The sequence below is a fragment of the Microbacterium sp. E-13 genome, assembly GCF_049912955.1.
In the GTDB taxonomy this organism is placed as follows: domain Bacteria; phylum Actinomycetota; class Actinomycetes; order Actinomycetales; family Microbacteriaceae; genus Microbacterium.
The window spans coordinates 3,873,263-3,889,711 of record NZ_CP183973.1; the positions used below are offsets into that span (position 1 = coordinate 3,873,263).

At 71.1% G+C, this 16,449-nt stretch carries 14 protein-coding genes; 9 read left to right on the forward strand and 5 right to left on the reverse strand.

Annotated features, from left to right (window positions below; all coding sequences use genetic code 11):
• Nucleotides 1-7 precede the first annotated feature (7 nt).
• The 3 genes from ACN9MP_RS17980 to ACN9MP_RS17990 form a co-directional block, all read right to left on the reverse strand.
• Nucleotides 8-1,120: a 5-methyltetrahydropteroyltriglutamate--homocysteine S-methyltransferase gene (locus ACN9MP_RS17980; RefSeq protein WP_426322466.1), complete on the reverse strand. Its 1,113-nt coding sequence runs from the start codon at nt 1,118-1,120 to the stop codon at nt 8-10.
• Between the two features lie 200 nt (nt 1,121-1,320).
• Nucleotides 1,321-2,232, reverse strand: a complete 912-nt coding sequence (locus tag ACN9MP_RS17985) for a serine hydrolase (RefSeq protein ID WP_426322468.1) — start codon at nt 2,230-2,232, stop codon at nt 1,321-1,323.
• Nucleotides 2,233-2,317: 85 nt separating this feature from the next.
• A complete protein-coding gene (locus tag ACN9MP_RS17990; RefSeq protein WP_426322470.1) occupies nt 2,318-4,282 on the reverse strand; it encodes a M13 family metallopeptidase in 1,965 nt (654 codons plus the stop codon).
• Nucleotides 4,283-4,528: 246 nt separating this feature from the next.
• Between ACN9MP_RS17990 and ACN9MP_RS17995 the strand changes: the two genes are divergently transcribed.
• The gene (locus tag ACN9MP_RS17995; RefSeq protein ID WP_426322471.1) at nt 4,529-5,848 is read left to right on the forward strand and encodes an MATE family efflux transporter; all 1,320 of its coding nucleotides are present in this window, start codon (nt 4,529-4,531) and stop codon (nt 5,846-5,848) included.
• 795 nt (nt 5,849-6,643) lie between these two features.
• Here the strand turns inward: ACN9MP_RS17995 and ACN9MP_RS18000 are convergent.
• Nucleotides 6,644-7,249, reverse strand: a complete 606-nt coding sequence (locus ACN9MP_RS18000) for a TrmH family RNA methyltransferase (RefSeq protein WP_426326116.1) — start codon at nt 7,247-7,249, stop codon at nt 6,644-6,646.
• 256 nt (nt 7,250-7,505) lie between these two features.
• Here ACN9MP_RS18000 and ACN9MP_RS18005 point away from each other — a divergent pair, with 256 nt between their 5' ends.
• The 6 genes from ACN9MP_RS18005 to ACN9MP_RS18030 all read left to right on the forward strand — a co-directional run bounded on the left by ACN9MP_RS18005 (nt 7,506) and on the right by ACN9MP_RS18030 (nt 13,539).
• Nucleotides 7,506-8,654, forward strand: a complete 1,149-nt coding sequence (locus ACN9MP_RS18005) for a PP2C family protein-serine/threonine phosphatase (RefSeq protein WP_426322473.1) — start codon at nt 7,506-7,508, stop codon at nt 8,652-8,654.
• Nucleotides 8,651-10,609, forward strand: a complete 1,959-nt coding sequence (locus tag ACN9MP_RS18010) for a glycosyltransferase (protein WP_426322475.1) — start codon at nt 8,651-8,653, stop codon at nt 10,607-10,609. Before ACN9MP_RS18005 ends, ACN9MP_RS18010 begins: the two co-directional genes overlap by 4 nt.
• Nucleotides 10,606-10,938: an STAS domain-containing protein gene (locus ACN9MP_RS18015; protein WP_426322477.1), complete on the forward strand. Its 333-nt coding sequence runs from the start codon at nt 10,606-10,608 to the stop codon at nt 10,936-10,938. Before ACN9MP_RS18010 ends, ACN9MP_RS18015 begins: the two co-directional genes overlap by 4 nt.
• Nucleotides 10,928-11,341 carry an ATP-binding protein gene (locus ACN9MP_RS18020; RefSeq protein WP_426322479.1) on the forward strand — a complete coding sequence of 138 codons (414 nt, stop codon included), beginning with the start codon at nt 10,928-10,930 and terminating at the stop codon, nt 11,339-11,341. The genes ACN9MP_RS18015 and ACN9MP_RS18020 overlap by 11 nt, the downstream gene beginning before the upstream one ends.
• 246 nt (nt 11,342-11,587) lie before the next feature.
• Nucleotides 11,588-12,865 carry an Nramp family divalent metal transporter gene (locus ACN9MP_RS18025; RefSeq protein WP_426326118.1) on the forward strand — a complete coding sequence of 426 codons (1,278 nt, stop codon included), beginning with the start codon at nt 11,588-11,590 and terminating at the stop codon, nt 12,863-12,865.
• A 23-nt stretch (nt 12,866-12,888) separates the two neighbouring features.
• On the forward strand, nt 12,889-13,539 hold the full coding sequence (locus ACN9MP_RS18030) for a metal-dependent transcriptional regulator (protein WP_426322480.1): 651 nt from the start codon (nt 12,889-12,891) through the stop codon (nt 13,537-13,539).
• Nucleotides 13,540-13,708: 169 nt separating this feature from the next.
• On the opposite strand, the gene ACN9MP_RS18035 is transcribed toward ACN9MP_RS18030, so the two are convergent.
• The gene (locus ACN9MP_RS18035; RefSeq protein ID WP_426322482.1) at nt 13,709-14,659 is read right to left on the reverse strand and encodes an SDR family NAD(P)-dependent oxidoreductase; all 951 of its coding nucleotides are present in this window, start codon (nt 14,657-14,659) and stop codon (nt 13,709-13,711) included.
• A gap of 40 nt (nt 14,660-14,699) precedes the next feature.
• On the opposite strand from ACN9MP_RS18035, the gene ACN9MP_RS18040 reads away from it, so the two are divergent.
• Together ACN9MP_RS18040 and ACN9MP_RS18045 are read left to right on the forward strand one after the other, a co-directional pair.
• The gene (locus ACN9MP_RS18040; RefSeq protein ID WP_426322484.1) at nt 14,700-15,509 is read left to right on the forward strand and encodes an HAD-IIA family hydrolase; all 810 of its coding nucleotides are present in this window, start codon (nt 14,700-14,702) and stop codon (nt 15,507-15,509) included.
• A 209-nt stretch (nt 15,510-15,718) separates the two neighbouring features.
• Nucleotides 15,719-16,291 carry a YdeI/OmpD-associated family protein gene (locus tag ACN9MP_RS18045; RefSeq protein ID WP_426322485.1) on the forward strand — a complete coding sequence of 191 codons (573 nt, stop codon included), beginning with the start codon at nt 15,719-15,721 and terminating at the stop codon, nt 16,289-16,291.
• The last annotated feature ends 158 nt before the right edge of the window (nt 16,292-16,449 follow it).

Genomic DNA, 16,449 nt, shown 5'->3' on the forward strand with positions numbered 1-16,449 from the left:
GCGCGGGTCAGCGCCAGACGTCGGCGGCGATGTCGACGACCTCGCGCACCTTGGCCCACTGCTCGTCCACGCTCAGCACGTTCCCCTCCTCGGTCGAGGCGAAGCCGCACTGCGGGCTGAGCGCCAGCTGCCCCAGCGGGGCGAACGCGGCCGCCTCGTCGATGCGGTGCTTCACGGCATCCACGTTCTCCAGCTCGCCGGTCTTCGACGTGATGAGCCCCAGCACGACCGTCTTGTCGCCCTCGGGCAGGAAGCGCAGCGGCTCGAAGCCCCCGGCCCGCTCGCTGTCGTACTCGAGGAAATAGCCGTCGTACGCCGTGTTGCCCAGCAGCTGCTCGGCGACCGGCTCATATCCGCCCGACGAGATCCACGTCGAACGGAAGTTGCCGCGGCAGACATGCGTCGTGATGGTGAGGTCGTCGGGCTTGCCCTCGAGGATGCGGTTGAGGATGCCCGAGTACCGCTCGGCGATGCCGTCGGTACGGATGCCGCGGTCCCGCGCCTTCTCGAGCTCCACGTCCGAGCAGAGATACGCCCACGCGGTGTCGTCGAACTGCAGGTAGCGCGCGCCGGCGGCGTAGAACGCGGCCACCGCGTCGCGGTACGCCTGCACGAGGTCGTCGACGATGTCGTCACGGTCGTCGTAGCCGGAGCCCTCGAGGTGACCCGGCTCCAGCCGGAAGTCGAGCACGGTCGGCGCCGGGATGCTGAACTTCGGCACCGCGCCCGTCGTGCGCTCGAGCAGGCTCTTGAGCGAGCGGAAGTGGTCGAGGAAGGGATGCGTGTCGCTGAACCCGATCTTGCCGCTCACCTCGATTCCCCGCGGCTTCGTCTGGACGCCCTGGAACTGGATGCCGTGGTCGAGCTCCACGATCTCGACGCCGTCGAGCAGGCCGAAGAAGTCGAAATGCCACCACGAGCGGCGGTACTCGCCGTCGGTCGCGAGCTTCAGCCCGGCGTCGGCCTCCCGGACGACGAGCTCGGCGATCGCGGTGTCTTCGGCGACACGGAGCGCGTCGGCGTCGATCTGCCCGGACGCGAATCGACGGCGGGCGTCGGCCAGGTCGGCGGGGCGGAGGAAGCTGCCGACGATGTCGGCGCGGAACGGCGGTGTTGACACCCTGCGAGGCTAGTCGATCCCTCCCGCCATAGGTAACCGCCCGTCACCCGGAGTCATCGCGCACGCGGTCCCGCCCCCAGGCGGAGCGGTGAGACGACAGTCTGCGGACGAGACCCGGGGTGGATCCCACCCTCTCGTCCTCACGCTGTCGTCTCACCGGCAGCGGGCCGCCCGGCGGGCCCGGAGGCCGCGCCCCGGGGTCAGAACACGTACTCCATCAGGTCCGTGCCCAGCACGCGGAAGGCCTCGTGCGCACGCAGGCGGTGCGAGATCGACAGGTCGTCGAAGCACACGATGAGCGCGTACGACACCCCGGCCCGCGGGCCGGCCAGCACACCCGCTTCGACACGGATGCCGGCATCCCGGCCGGTCTTGTTGATGAAGAGCAGGCCATGCTCGTCGTTCTCGTGCGAGAACGGGTCGAGGCCGGTGGCGGATGCGACGAGCGACAGGTCGTGGTTGAGGCTCAGCCACTCCGCGACCTGAGCGCTCACGCTGGGCGAGACGACCTGCGAGTTGACCAGGGCCGCGAAGACCTCGGCGAGCTCGCGGGCGGAGCCCAGGGCGAAGTGCGGCGCGTCGTCGGGCCCGCGCTCGTCGCGGAACCGGTCGAGCAGCGCCGAGCGCGCGAGCCCCAGCTGCTCGATGCGGCTGCGCACGGCCGGCAGGCCCACGCGTCGCAGCAGCGCGTTGGCGGCGAGCGCGTCGCCGGTCGAGGCGGTGAGCACGGCGAGGTCGATGAGAGGCAGCGCCGGCGCCTTCAGATGCTGCCACACTCCCCCGACGCCGACCGGCTCCAGGTTCGAGCGGTCGATGATCTCGAGCGGATCCAGCTGACCCGACTCGAACGCGGCGGCCACCTCGATGAGCAGCGGGACCACGCCGAGGCCCGCGACCGGCAGGGTCACGAAGTCGTCGCCCGAGAGCACGGACGTGCCGCGATCGAGGTCGGTGATCCGCACCGAGATCTTGGCGCCTGAGGCGGCGAGGTCGTCGAGCGCCTTCAGCGTCGACGTGAATGATCGACGTCCGGCCGCCGTCCTCTTCGGCGTCCGTCGTCCGGTGCTCCGTCGCGCCCCCCGCAGCGACTCGGCGTCCTTTCTGGGCTCCATGCCCACGGAGTTCCCTCTCCTTCGATGATGATGCGGGGTATCCGGCCACCCAGACGGCCGGCGGGCCGCCCAGACGGCCCTGACCTCACCAGATGGTGACGCGCTGGTCCTCGTCGAGCCAGAGGGCGTCGGATTCCGTCACTCCGAACGCATCGTAGAACGCGTCGATGTTCCTGACGATCTGATTGCACCGGAACTCGTTGGGCGAGTGCGGGTCGATGGTCAGGAGACGGATGGTCTCAGCATCCCGTCCCTTCTGCTGCCAGATCTGTCCCCAGCTGAGCAGCAGTCGCTGGATGCCGGTGAACCCGTCGATCTCGGGTGCCTCGGCGCCGTCCAGCGACAGGGCGTAGGCCTTGATGGCGATGCCGAGGCCGCCCAGATCGCCGATGTTCTCGCCGATGGTGAGCGCGCCGTTGACGTGGTTCTCGTCCGCAAGGCCCTGCGGCACGAGCGCGTCGTACTGGGCGATGAGGTTCTTCGTGCGCTCCTCGAAGGCGGCGCGGTCGTCGTCCGTCCACCAGTCGCGCAGCGACCCGTCGCCGTCGAAGCGGCTTCCCTGGTCGTCGAAGCCGTGGCCGATCTCGTGGCCGATGACCGCGCCGATGCCGCCGTAGTTGGCCGCGGCGTCACGCTCGGCGTCGAAGAACGGGTACTGAAGGATCGCCGCCGGGAACACGATCTCGTTCATCAGCGGGTTGTAGTACGCGTTGACGGTCTGCGGAGTCATGAACCACTCGTCGCGGTCGATCGGCTGGCCGACCTTCGCGAGCTGGCGGTCGTGCTCCCACACGTGGGCGCGGCGGACGTTGCCGACGAGGTCCTCGGGGTCGATCTCGAGGGTCGAGTAGTCCTTCCACTTGACCGGATAGCCGATCTTCGGGGTGAAGTCGTCGAGCTTCGCCAGCGCACGCTCGCGGGTCTCGGGACTCATCCATTCGAGGTCGCGGATCGACTGGCGGTACGCCTCGATGAGGTTGGCGACGAGCTCGTCCATCGCGTCCTTGGCGGCGGGCGGGAAGTGGCGCTCGACGTAGACGCGGCCGATCGCCTCGCCCATCGCCGCCTCGGCGAGGCTCACGCCGCGCTTCCACCGCTCGCGGTTCACCGGCACTCCGGTGAGCTGCGTGCCGTAGAAGCCGAAGTTCTCGGCGACGAACTCGTCCGACAGGAACGGCGCCGCGGAGTGGACGACGGCGAAGCGCAGCCACGCCTTCCAGTCCTCCACGCGGTCCTCGGCGAGGAGCGCGCCGAGTCCCTCGAAGAAGCTCGGCTGGTAGACGTTGATGTGGGCGAACGCGTCGGCGTGCTCGGGCGCGGCGCCCTCGCGCCACGGCGTCAGGTCGACGCCGACCAGCTCCTGCACCTCGTCCCACGTCTTGAGGTTGTAGGTCTTGACCGCGTCGCGGCTGGCGACGTTGTCCCAGTGGTGCGTCGCGAGCTCGGTCTCGAGCGCGACGATGCGGTCGGCGGATGCCTCGGCCTCGGCCACGCCCGCGAGCTCCAGGATCCGCTGCACGTGCGAGCGGAACGCGATGCGCGTCTCCTGGAAGTTGTCGAGGCGGTAGTAGCTCTCGTCGGGCAGCGACAGGCCGCCCTGGATGAAGAACGGAACATAGCGCTCGGGATTTCCCGGGTCGGGCTCGATGTAGAGGTGGATGAGCGCGGCGACGCCGTCGCGCTCGAACTCGCCGATCGTGCGCAGGAACGACGGGATGCCGTCGATGGCCTCGACGCGCGCCAGCAGGTCGGCGAGCGGGGCGGCGCCCTGCTGCTCGATGCGCTCGGTGTCCATGAAGCTCGTGTAGAGATCGCCGATCTTGCGGGCCTCGGTGCCCGGCTCGGCCTGCTGCGACTCCTCGACGATCGCGTGCACGTCCTTCTCGGCCTGCTCCGCGATGAGGTGGAACGAGCCCCACCGCGCCTTGTCGTCCGGAATCTCGGTCCGTTCCAGCCAACTGCCGTTGACGTGGCGGAAGAGGTCGTCCTGGGGGCGGATCTCGGCACTGAGCTCGTCGAGCGCGAGACCGGAGCGGGGGGCATCGGTCATGCGCTCCAGGTTAGTCTGCCGAAACCTGGGCAATGCTCGGGAGAGCGCGGGTCGACCGGCGTCGGCATCGTGAGGAAGCATCCTGTTCCTCGTCCGAGGACCGTTGCCGAGCTGCGGAGGCCGCGGCGACGACCGCTCCTCATCTCGGCACTCGTCCTCGATTGAGGATCGACGGATGCCGCGACCCGGCACCCGGGGGGACGGATGCCGCGCCCCGGCGTCGGCGCCGCCTTCTAGGCTCGTGGGGTGAGCACCGACACCCTGAACCGCGACATCCTGCGGCTCGCCGTGCCGGCGCTCGGGGCCCTGATCGCCGAGCCGCTCTTCCTCATCGTCGACTCGGCGCTGGTGGGGCACCTGGGCGTGGAGCCGCTCGCCGGCCTCGGGATCGCCTCGGCCGTGCTGCAGACGATCGTCGGGCTGATGGTGTTCCTCGCCTACTCGACGACGCCGGCCGTCGCCCGCCGCTTCGGAGCCGGCGACCCCACGCGCGCGGTGTCGGTGGGCATCGACGGCATGTGGCTCGCGCTCGGCATCGGCGCGCTGCTCGCCCTCGTCGGCTACGTGGCGACGCCGCTGCTCGTCGGCCTCTTCGGCGCCTCACCCGAGGTGGCGGCACAGGCCGAGATCTACCTCGGCATCTCGATGTGGGGTCTTCCCGCGATGCTCGTCGTCTTCGCCGCGACCGGGCTGCTGCGCGGGATGCAGGACACCGTGACGCCGCTGTGGATCGCGGGCCTCGGCTTCGGCGCGAACGCACTCCTCAACTGGGCCTTCATCTACGGCCTGGGCTGGGGCATCGCCGGCTCGGCCGTGGGCACCGTCGTCGCACAATGGGGCATGGTCGCGGCGTATGCGCTCGTCGTCGGGCGGCTCGCGCGGCGGCACGCGGCATCCATCCGTCCTCATCGTGAGGGAGTCCGCGGCTCGGCACGCTCCGGCGGCTGGCTGTTCCTGCGCACCGTGTCGCTGCGTGTCGCACTGCTCGCCACCGTCGCCGTCGCCACCGGCCTCGGCACCGTGGAGCTCGCGGGCTGGCAAGTCGCGTTCACCATCTTCTCGACGGCCGCGTTCGCGCTCGACGCGCTGGCGATCGCCGCCCAGGCCCTCATCGGCAAGAACCTCGGCGCTCACGACACGGTGCTCGTTCATCGCGTACTGGGACGCACGGTCGCGTGGGGCGCGTGGTTCGGGGTGATCACGGGGGCGATCATCGGTGCCCTGTCGGGGGTGATCGGGCTGCTCTTCACCGGCGACCCGGGCATCGCCAACCTCGTGCAGCCGGCGCTCATCGTGCTCGCGGTCGCGCAGCCGGTGTGCGGCGTCGTCTTCGTGCTCGACGGCGTGCTCATCGGCGCCGGCGATGCGAAGTACCTCGCGATCGTCGGGGTGCTGAACCTCGTGCCCTTCGTCCCCGCGCTCGTGCTGGTCGCACTGCTGCATCCGGTCGGCGCGGCGGGACTCGCATGGCTCGCCGTCGCGTTCTTCGGCGTCTACATGCTCGCCCGGCTGGTCACGCTCGGCTGGCGCGTGCGCGGCGCCGCGTGGATGACCCTCGAGGTCTGACCCTTCCGCCGGCTCCGCGGCCTCGCCGCTGCCCCCGACGGGCGTTGCGTCCACAGCCGCCACCTCCGCGCGCGCGTCGGCCGAGGTGGCACCTGCGACCGCATTCAGACCGGGGTTGCGACCACAGCCGCCACCTCCACGCACCCCCGCCGGCCGAGGTGGCACCCGCGGCCTCGTCGCGATAGGCACTGCGACTACAGCCGCCACCTCCAGCCATCGAGCGCCGGCCGAGGTGGCACCGGTGGCCGCATTCAGAGCGGGGTTGCGACCACAGCCGCCACCTCCGCGCGCGCGTCGGCCGAGGTGGCACCCGCGGCCTCGTCGCGATAGGCATTGCGACTACAGCCGCCACCTCCAGACATCAAGCGCCGGCCGAGGTGGCACCCGCGGCCTCGTCGAGATAGGCATTGCGACTACAGCCGCCACCTCCGCGCACCCCCGCCGGCCGAGGTGGCACCGGTGGCCGCATTCAGACCGGGGTTGCGACCACAGCCGCCACCTCCACGCACCCCTGCCGGCCGAGGTGGCACCGGTGGCCGCATTCAGGCGGGCATTGCGACCACAGCCGCCACCTCCACACACCCCCGCCGGCCGAGGTGGCACCCGCGGCCTCGTCGAGATAGCCATTGCGACCACAACCGCCACCTCCGCGCACCCCCGCCGGCCGAGGTGGCACCGGTGGCCGCATTCAGACCGGGTTGCGACCACAGCCGCCACCTCCACGCACCCCATGCCCCAAAGGTGGCACCGGTGGCCGTACCCAGGCGGGCATTGCGACCACAGCCGCCCGTTCGGTCACGCCCAGCGGCGGCACCACTCGTACATGACGACGGCGGCGGCGGCGCTGGCGTTGATCGAGCGCGTCGAGCCGTACTGCTCGATCTCGACGACTCCGGATGCCGCGGCCAGGGCCTCCGGCGAGAGCCCGGGCCCCTCCTGGCCGAAGAGCAGCACGCACGCCTGGGGCAGATCTGCGGCGGGCAGCGGCCGGGACCCCTCGACGTTGTCGACGGCGATGACGGGGAGGGATGCCGCATCCGCCCACTCCGCGAACGCCTCGACGGTCTCGTGGTGGCGCACGTGCTGGTAGCGGTCGGTGACCATCGCCCCGCGGCGATTCCAGCGGCGCTTGCCGATGATGTGCACCTCGGCGGCGAGGAACGCGTTGGCGCTGCGCACGATCGAGCCGATGTTCATGTCGTGCTGCCAGTTCTCGATCGCGACATGGAAGGAGTGTCGGTGGGTGTCGAGGTCGGCGACGATCGCGTCCATCGTCCAGTACCGGTACCCGTCGACGACGTTGCGGGCATCGCCGTGCGCGAGGAGGTCGCGGTCATAGCGCGGGTCGTCGGGCCAGGCATCCGGGCCTCCCGGCCACGGCCCGACCCCGACCGGGAGCACGGGCTCCGCGGGCGATGCCGCCTCCGACGCGGGGTCCGCGGGCGGAGCCGCCTCCCGCGTGGGCTCCTCGGGTGATGCCGCCTCCGACGCGGGCTCCGCGGACGGAGCGTTCGGGTCGGGCGTGGTCACCGGCCCAGGTTATCCCCACGGCAGCGCGACCGATCCGCGCCGCCGTGCCTCCGGATCGCGCCTGCTGAGTCGAAGACGGCGCGCGCAGCATCCGATACTGAGATGATCTCGACGACCGGGGGGTCTATTGTTCGACGACGAGAAGCGTCAGCGCGCCATCGAAGCACTGGGAGTGCTCGACGCTCCGCCCGACGGACGTGTGGATCGCGTCGCACGGCTCGCCCAGGAGATGTTCGGCGTGCCGATGGTCAGCGTGACGCTCATGGACCGCGACCGGCAGTTCCGCATGGCCCAGATCGGCCTGGGCGGACGCGAGGCGCCTCGCGCCGACTCGTTCTGCGACCTCACGATCCGGCATGAGGGCACGCTGGTCGTGGAGGATGCCGCGACCGACGACGTCTTCGCCGAGAACCCGTTCGTGGTCGGCGACCCGCACCTGCGCTTCTACGCGGGCCACCCGCTCAAGGCTCCCGGCGGCGAGCAGGTCGGCACACTGTGCATCGTCGACACCGAGCCGCGCAAGCTCGACGCGCGCGGCCGCGCGCTGCTGCGCGAGCTCGCCCTGTGGGTGCAGGCCGAGCTGACCGACGCGGACGAGCTCGAGGACGCATCGGTGGTGCAGCGCGCGATGCTGCCCGTGCGCACGCCCTCGGTCCCGGGCTACGTGCTCGCCGCGTCGGCGACTCCCGCCGGCCACCTCCTCGGCGACGTGTACGACTGGCAGCTCGTCGGCGACCGGCTGCGGGTCTCACTGGCCGACGTCATGGGCAAGGGCGCCGGCCCCGCGATCATCGCCTCCGGCGTGCGGGCGTCGTTGCGCACCGCGCCCGAGCGGCCGCTCACCCAGGTGGTGCGCGAGGTCGACCGCATGCTCGAAGACGACATCGGCGGCTCGAACATCTTCGTGACCGCGGTCGCGGCCGACATCGACACGGCGACCGGGCGCATCGCCTTCGTCGACGCGGGTCACAGCCTGGCGTTCATCCTGCGGCGCGACGGCTCCTGGGAGCCGCTGCTGTCGACGGGCCTGCCGCTCGGGATGGGGTTCGACGAGGACCGCACCGCGTCACCGGCGCAGCTCGAACCCGGCGACACGTTCATGATCTGCAGCGACGGACTGCTCGACATCCTCGACGAGGAGGATCCGTTCGCGCACGTCAGCGACACCCTGCGCGAGTTCGGTCCCGACGGCGCCGTTCAGGAGGCGGCCCGACTCGCCGGCGAGCGCAATGCTCCCGACGACGTCACGGTGCTGGTCGTGAGGCGCGACGAGTGACCGCGCGCTTCGTCTGGATCCGCGTCCTCGCGCTGCTCTCGGTGCTCCTCGGCGCGAACTACATCATCTGGCGCTGGCTCGACTCGGTGAACTGGTCGGCGTGGTGGATCGCGGTGCCGCTCGTGATCGCCGAGACCTACAGCCTCATCGACACCTTCCTCTTCTCGGCGACGATGTGGCGCGCCAAGGAACGGCCCGCCCCGACGTCACCACCGCAGGGCACGGTCGACGTGCTCATCACGACGTACAACGAGCCGATCGACATGGTGATCGCGACCGCGCACGCGGCGAAGGGCATCGCCTACCCGCACGAGACCTGGATCCTCGACGACGGCGCCCGCCCCGACATGGAGGAGGCCGCGCGCGCGATCGGCGTCGGCTACATCACCCGCTCGAAGGACTGGGCCGGCAAGCCCCGCCACGCGAAGGCCGGCAACCTCAACAACGCGCTCTTCCAGACCGAGGGCGAGTTCCTCCTGATTCTCGACGCCGACCAGGTGCCGGATCCGCTCATCCTCCACCGCACGCTCGGGTACTTCGCCGACGACGCCGACGTCGCACTCGTCCAGACGCCGCAGTGGTTCGTCAACGTCGACGACGCCGACCCGCTCGGCAGCCAGGCGCCGCTCTTCTACGGGCCCATCCAGCAGGGCAAGGACGGCTGGAACGCCGCCTTCTTCTGCGGCTCGAACGCCGTGCTGCGGCGCGACGCGCTCATGCAGCTGGGCATCGTCGGCTACGTGCGCAACCTCGAGCAGTCGGCGGCGCGCACGCTGCGGGCATCCGAGTCGCTGCTCGCCAAGGCGGGGCGGGACAGGGATGCCGACCCCGCCGTCCGCCGGCAGCTGCGGCTGCTGGGCGGCGAGGTCGCTCAGGCGAGGGCGCGGCTCGACGCCGGGGAGCCGATCGCCGACGTCACCTACCGCGTGCAGTCCGCGGTCGACGCCGCGTCGCGCGAGCTCGTGCGCGGCGATCTCGCCCGCGTGCGCGCGGACCTCGCCTCGATCGGCGAGCTGCCGGTGCAGCGCGATGCCGAGCTCGACGCGATCGTCATCGACGACGCCGGGCTCGACACGCTCGCGGCCCGCGAGCTCTCGCCGCTCGGCGCGGTCGAGTCGGTGTCGGGTCTGCTCGAGGCGCTGCGCGTCGACCGGCCCGATGAGGCGCAGCCTGTTCAGCCGATGGCGACGATCTCGGTCACCGAAGACATGGCGACGGCGATGCAGCTGCACTCCCTCGGGTGGAAGAGCGTGTATCACCACGAGATCCTGGCGCGCGGGCTCGCCCCGGAGGACCTCCGCACGATGCTGACGCAGCGGCTGCGCTGGGCGCAGGGCACGCTGCAGGTGATGCTGCGAGACAACCCGCTGGTCAAGAAGGGCCTCTCGGCCGGCCAGCGGCTCATGTATTTCGCGACGATGTGGAGCTACCTGTCGGGCTTCACCGCGATCGTCTATCTCGCCGCGCCGGTGATCTTCCTCGTCTTCGGCGTGATGCCGGTGACGGCCTGGACCGTCGACTTCTTCGCGCGGTTCCTTCCGTACTTCATCATCAACCAGATCCTTTTCCTGGTCGTGGCGAAGGGGATCAAGACCTGGCGGGGGCAGCAGTATGCGCTCGCGCTCTTCCCGGTCTGGATCAAGGCCTGTACCTCCGCCTTCTCGAACGTGGTGCTGAAGCGCCCGCTCGGCTTCGCCGTCACGAAGAAGGACGGCCGCGACGAATCGGGCCCGCCCTGGCGCGAGATCTGGCCGCAGCTGACGGCCATCGTGGTGCTCGTCCTCGCGCTCTCGCTCGGGCTGTCGCGCCTCGCCGTCGGCACCGCCGACGGCACCGGCACGCTCGTGAACACCGTGTGGGTGGTCTACGACCTGGCGGTGCTGAGCGTCATCGTGCAGGCCGCCCTCTACTCCGGACCCGTCCGGTCCGTCCCCGAACCTCAGGAGGCACCGTGAATCTGATCGTCACCCCCGGCGCGGCGTTCGCCGTCGTCCGGCCCGAGGGGAGGCTGACGGCGACGTCGGTGCCCCGGCTCCGCAAGGCGGTCGACGACCTCGTCGGCGGCGGGAGCACGAAGATCGTCGTGGATCTCTCGGGCACGGAGTTCGTCGACTCCTCCGGTCTCGGCGCTCTCATCGGCGGCCTCAAGTCGGCCCGGCTCGCGGGCGGCGACCTGCGTATCGCCGCCGCGACCGAGCCGGTGCGGCGCGTGCTCAAGCTCACCAACCTCGACCGCGTGCTCCGCGAGCACGACACCCCGGAGACGGCGTTCGATGGCGACTGAGTCCGAGATCCGCCTGGAGGGCCTGGCCGACGACGCCCTCATCGACCGTGTGCACGACGCCCTCGACGAGCTCTTCGGTCGCACCGCCGGTGTGAGCGACGAGGACGCGATGATGTTCCGCCTCGCGGTGAGCGAGGTGGCGACGAACGTCGTCGACCACGCGCTCGCGCGCGAGCCCATCCAGGTGTCCGTCGCCCTGGACGCCGACGCCGAGTCGCTGTCGGCGGTGTTCACCGACACGGCAGACCCGGCGCTGATCGATCTGGGAGCGGTCTCAATGCCGGGCGACGACGCGGAGTCCGGGCGAGGCCTCGCCATCGCACTGGCGACCCTCGACGAGCTCGTGCACGAGACCCACAGCGGCAACGTCTGGCGCCTGCGCCGCCTGCGCCGCGACCACTGAGGGCGCGCGGCATCCGGATCCTTCCTCGTCTGAGGACTGCTCGCCTGTCGCGAAGCGTCGACCCAACCGACACATCGTGGCAGGCGAGCCCCCGACCGCGTAGGCGAGCGCCCGACCGCGCAGGCGAGCGCCCGTATCGAGCGCGGCTCAGCTCTTTTCGGCACGCCGAAATGCGGCTAGAGTTTCGGCGTGCCGAAAACTGCCGAGTGGACGACGGATGCCCCCACCTCGCCGCGCCGCCGGCCGCTGACGCTGCCCCGGCTCGCGTGGCTCATCGGGCCGGCCCTCGTCGCCGGCGTCGCGTACCTCGACCCGGGCAACGTCGCCAGCAACATGACCGCCGGCGCACGGTACGGATACCTGCTGGTCTGGGTCGTCGTGCTCGGCAACGTCATGGCCTGGCTCATCCAGTACCTCTCGGCCAAGCTCGGCATCGTGACGGGCCGGAGCCTGCCCGAGACCCTCGGCCGGCGCATCCGCAATCCCTGGGCACGCCGCGCCTACTGGCTGCAGGCCGAGCTCGTCGCGATGGCCACCGACATCGCCGAGGTCATCGGCGGCGCCGTCGCCCTGAACCTGCTCTTCGGCATTCCGCTGGTGTGGGGCGGCGCGATCACCGGCGCCGTCTCGATCACACTGCTGCTGGTCCACTCCCGCCGAGGCCCGCGGCCGTTCGAGTTCGTGGTGATCGGCCTTCTCGTCATCATCGCGATCGGCTTCTCGTTCGGCGTGTTCGTCGCGCCGCCCGACCCCGCCGGCGTCGTCGGCGGACTCGTGCCGCGGTTCGAGGGCACCGACTCGGTGCTGCTCGCGGCATCGATCCTGGGCGCCACGATCATGCCGCACGCCATCTACGCCCACAGCGCCCTGGCCCGCGACCGCTTCGCGCCCACCGCGGTGACCGCGCCCGCACCCTCGGTGAGCGAGCGGGATGCCCCGGACCCGACGCTCGCCGAACTGCGCGGCATCCCCACGCGCCGCCTCCTGCGCGCAACGAAGTGGGATGTGACGATCGCGATGCTGATCGCCGGCACCGTCAACCTGTGCATCCTGCTGCTGGCGGCGGCGAACCTCTCCGGTGTGCCGGGCACCGACTCGCTCGAGGGCGCGTACGCCGCGCTCTCCGCTGGGCTCGGACCGCTCGTGGCGACCATGTTCGCCGTCGGTCTGCTGGCCAGCGGCCTGGCGAGCACCTCCGTCGGCGCATACGCGGGCGCCGAGATCATGCACGGCCTGCTGCACGTCCGCGTGCCGCTCCTGGCGCGCCGACTGGTGACACTCATCCCGGCGCTCATCATCCTCGCCATCGGCTTCGACCCCACCGTCGCGCTCGTGCTGAGCCAGGTGGTGCTGTCGTTCGGCATCCCGTTCGCGCTCGTGCCGTTGGTGGCGCTGACCGCCAACCGCGACGTGCTCGGCGGCTTCCGCAACCATGCGTGGACGACGATCGCGGGGATCGCGGCATCCGTCTTCCTCATCGCGCTCAACGGGGTGCTGCTGTATCTCGTGCTCACGGGGGCGTGAGGGGCGGCCGGTACCCTGAGACGGTGCCTTCCCCCGCGATCGACGACTACCTGAAGGCGATCTACCACCACACCGAGTGGCAGGACGATCGCATCACACCGTCGCAGCTGGCCGGTGAACTGGGACTGGCTCCGTCGAGCGTGACCGAGATGGTGCAGAAGCTCACCGCGCAGGGCCTGGTCACGCACCGCCCGTACGGACCGATCGCGCTGTCCGACGAGGGCGAGCGCCGTGCCGCCGCGATCATCCGCCGGCACCGGCTGATCGAGACGTGGCTCGTCAGCGAGTTCGGGTACGCGTGGGACGAGGTGCACGACGAAGCCGAGGTGCTCGAGCACGCGATCAGCGACCGACTGCTCGAGGGCATCGACGAACGCCTCGGAAGACCGCGGTTCGACCCTCACGGCGATGCGATTCCGGATGCCGCGGGGCACGTCCACCGGGAGCCCTTCGTGCTGCTCGCCGACGCGCCCGCCGGTCACGTCGGACGCGTGCTGCGGGTGAGCGACCGCGACCCCGAGCTGCTCCGCGCGGTCGAGTCCGCCGGCGTGGCCGTCGGCGCGACCGTGACGGTGACGGATGCCGCCTCCTTCCGCGTGCGGACGGGCGGCGTTGGCGGGTCCGAGGTCGCGCTTCCGGCGGCGGCCGCCGGCGCCGTCTGGCTCACGGCCTGACTCGGAGTCACCCCCCTCGCCCGGACCGAAGCCACCGCTGCCCGAGCGTGTCCGCACGAGCGTGTCCGCACGCTCCGAGTCGCCAAGACACGCCGGCCCGAGGGCGGGTCGATCGGCGTGTCTTGGCGACTCGACCAACGGAGGGACGGGAGAGGGACGGGAGAGGGCGTCACGCAGGGCGGCGCGGCTCCACCCCGAAGGGCCAGTGCACGCCGGTCGCCGTCTCGGCGAAGTCCCAGAGCCGTGCGCCGACCTCCGGGTCGCGCGTGACCCGGGCCGCGGTCTGCTTGCGCGGCTCGCCGCGCGAACGGGTGCGAGGGCCCCAGAACTCGCCGCCCTCGACCTCGGGATCGACCAGCGCGCGCACGAGCGACCATGCACCGTGCTCCTTGGACTGCGCGATCGGCGCCTGCAGGTTGTCGCGGAACCGCTTGCTGCGCGACGGCTCGTTGACGCCCGCGATGCCCGGTGTGCGACCGCCGGTCGAGTAGCCCGGGTGGGCGACGACGCTCGCCACCGGCATCCCGGCCTCGCGCAGCCGCCGGTCGGCCTCGAAGCCGATCGCCGCGGTGGCGACCTTCGACTGCACGTAGGCCCGCCACGCCGAATAGCGGTCGGCGAGCTGCGGGTCGACCGGGTCGTACGGCGTGAGCGACGTCGACACGCTTCCGAGCCACACCATTCGACCGGCGGCCGCAGCCAAGGCCGGCAGCAGCTCCCCGGCGAGCGCGTAGTGGCCGAGCGCGTTGGTGGCGAGGACCACTTCGTTCCCGTCGATCGTGGTCTCGCGCACCTTCGGCGCGTGCACGATGCCCGCGTTGAGCAGCACGCCGTCCAGGCCGCCCCTCCCCCGCACGCTCGCGGCGGCGGAGCGGACCGATGCGAGGTTGCTGGTGTCGAGGATGAGGGGTTCGGAGGCGTCGGGTGCGGCATCCGTGATCCTCCGCCGGATCGCGGCACGCGCCGCCGAGAGGCGGTTCGGGTGCCGGCCCGACATGATCACGTGCGCGCCGGCGCGGACGAGCTGCTCCGACGCGAAATAGCCGAGTCCGCGGTTGGATCCGGTCACGAGGTACACGTGTCCGGAGAGGTCGGGAAGGCTCCGGGGGTCCCACGTCACGGCTTCGACCCTACGCCCGCTCGGCACCTAGTCTGGACGAATGCGCACGCGCTCCGACATCGAATGCTGGCTCACCGACATGGACGGCGTGCTCGTGCACGAGAATACCCCGATTCCGGGCGCGTCCGACCTGCTCCAGCAGTGGCGCGAGCAGGGCGTTCCCTTCCTCGTGCTGACGAACAATTCGATCTTCACGCCGCGCGATCTGTCGGCGCGGCTGCGGGCCTCCGGCCTGCTGGTGCCCGAGGAGTCGATCTGGACGTCCGCGCTCGCGACGGCGGACTTCCTCAAGTCCCAGATGCCCGGCGGCTCGGCGTTCGTGATCGGCGAGGCGGGCCTCACGACGGCCCTGCACGAGGCCGGCTTCATCATGACCGAGACCGACCCCGATTACGTGGTCGTCGGCGAGACCCGCAACTACTCGTTCGAGGCGATCACGAAGGCCATACGCTTCATCGGGCGCGGCGCGCGCTTCATCGCCACCAACCCCGACGCCACCGGCCCGTCGACGGAGGGCCTGCTGCCCGCGACCGGCGCCATCTCGGCGCTCATCACGAAGGCGACGGGCATGGAGCCCTACGTCGTCGGCAAGCCGAATCCCATGATGTTCCGCTCGGCGATGAACCGCCTGGGCGCGCACTCCGAGAACACCGGCATGATCGGCGACCGCATGGACACCGACGTCGTCGCCGGCATCGAGGCGGGCCTGCACACGGTGCTCGTGCTCACCGGCATCAGCGACGGCGCCGAGATCGCACGCTACCCCTTCCGTCCCGACGAGGTGCTCGAGTCGGTCGCCGAGCTGCTCGACGCCGAACCCTTCGAGTCCGAGGACCCCGAGCTGCTGTGAGGCCCCGCCCGGCGCACCCCGAGCTGCTGTGAGGCCCCGCCCGACGCACCCCGACCGGCGCCGGCCCGCCCGGCTTCGACAGGTCAACCGGGCATCCACAGGACCAAAACCACGGCCACGCTCCTGTACAAGCCCGGTTGACCTGTCGAAGCGGCGGGAGGAGCGGATGCCCGTGCCCAGCGTCAGGGGCTCCCGATAGGGTCGCGGGCATGGGAGCACTGGACGACGGCGAGAAAGTGGAGGCGGCGGATGCCGCGGCCTGGCGGTCGTGGCTCGAGGCCCACCATCGCACCTCGAAGGGTGCGTGGCTGGTTCGCGCCCGGCCCGGCTCCGGGCTCGAGTTCGTCGGCTACGAGGAGGCCATCCTGCAGGCGCTCTGCTTCGGCTGGATCGACGGGCCCGTGCGCTCCTTCGACGAGCAGCGCGGCGGCCTCTGGTTCGCACCGCGCCGCCCGTCGAGCGGCTGGGCGGCGACGAACAAAGCCCGGGTCGCGCAGCTCGAGGCCGACGGGATGCTGGCGGAAGCCGGCATCCGTGCCATCGAACTGGCGAAGCAGAACGGGTCATGGGAGGTGCTCGACAACGCCGAGGCGCTGCGCGAGCCCGACGACCTCGCCGCTGCCCTCGACGCCGATCCCGCGGCGCGCTCCGCGTGGGATGCATTTCCACCGTCGAGCCGCAAGCTCGGCATCACCGCTGTCGACACCGCCCGCCGGCCCGAGACGCGCGCCGCCCGCATCGCCAAGATCGTGGCCGACGCCGCCGGAGGGAAGCGCCCGTGATCTCCGAGACCGAGCAGACGCTGCTCCTGCTGACCAGCTTCGTGATCACGCTCGGCACGCTGACGGTGATCCTCTGGCAGTGGTGGCGCCGCCGCGGCAAAGGGGGCGACGACTGACCCGAAGACCGGTCGCTGCGTCGCGCCACAGAATCGGAGATC